The 1,150-nt window shown below is 35.3% G+C and carries 2 protein-coding genes; both read right to left on the bottom strand.

Annotated elements, in window-relative coordinates:
- Positions 1 to 126 (bottom strand): YhbY family RNA-binding protein (locus tag BBROOKSOX_RS11355; RefSeq protein WP_180323932.1); only part of this gene is annotated, 126 nt, incomplete at its 3' end.
- Positions 123 to 1,150, bottom strand: a 1,028-nt coding sequence (locus tag BBROOKSOX_RS11350) for a tetratricopeptide repeat protein (RefSeq protein ID WP_139661959.1), incomplete at its 5' end; no start/stop codon positions are given. The genes BBROOKSOX_RS11355 and BBROOKSOX_RS11350, both read right to left, overlap by 4 nt.

Genomic DNA, 1,150 nt, shown 5'->3' with positions numbered 1-1,150 from the left:
CATGGTTGATTCTAACTCTGCCAGCACCGCCTCACTCAAGCCGTGTTGCCCAACCATCACAATAGATTTGAGAGTATGCCCACGAGCGCGTAAGAATTTTTTTTGATTGTTGGTTAGTTTTTTCATTTTTTAATTTTTTCCAATACATTGATTATTTTTTCTACCAACCCATCCGAGTTGTTTTTTGCTTTTATTGTAGAATACACGATTGCATCAGAGAGTTTAGGCAAAAACTCTTGTTGATATTCATTATTTTCGTTTTTCACCCGTTCAAACATTTTCGCCATTGCCACACGGTTGCTGGCTTCAATACGCAATGCCTTGGCATTGGTATATTGGCGAATAACAGCAAAAGTAACAATAGAAGAAAAAATATAAACAATATATGTATCGTGACTTTCAAAAATATTGCAAGCAATAAGAATAATCACCAACACAATCAATCCTAAAGTTATGAAAACTGCCCATTGACTCCATTTAAACCAGTTTTCTTCTTCTGTTTTATGTTCTGCTTCCAGTCCTTCTAATATCCCTTGAAACCCTTGTACTTTTGTATTGCTTTCTTGGGTTTGTGCAATTCTCTCTGCAAATTCTTTTTCTAATGCCTTTATTTTTTCGTTAGCAATAATGCTGGGGTCTAATTCTTGTGCTTTTTTAAAATCTTCAATCGCCTTTTTTTCTTTTCCTAGTTTTTGGTGAACAATACCACGGTTGTTAAAAGCACTAGCATATTTTGGATTTAATTCAATGGTTTGGTTGTAATTCTGTATGGCTTTTTCAAATTGTTTTAAGTCAGCATAAACAACGCCACGGTTGTTAAAAGCACGGGCATCCTTTGGGTTTAATTCAATGGCTTGGTTGTAATCTTGGATGGCTTTTTCAAATTGTTTTAAATCAGCATAAGCAACGCCGCGATCGATAAAAGCATCGGCATATTTTGGGTTTAATTCAATGGCTTGGTTGTAATTCTGGATGGCTTTTTCAAATTGTTTTAATTTAGTATAAACAAGACCACGGTTGTTAAAAGTACGGGCATCCTTTGGGTTTAACTCAATGGCTTGGTTGTAATCTTGGATGGCTTTTTCAAATTGTTTTAACTTAGCATAAGCAGTGCCACGGTTGTTAAAAGCATTGAAATCCTTTGGGTTTA

This window comes from bacterium endosymbiont of Bathymodiolus sp. 5 South, from assembly GCF_900128535.1.
Lineage (GTDB): Bacteria > Pseudomonadota > Gammaproteobacteria > PS1 > Pseudothioglobaceae > Thiodubiliella.
Note: the sequence above shows the minus strand (reverse complement) of the source record. Positions and strands in the feature narration are given on the sequence as shown.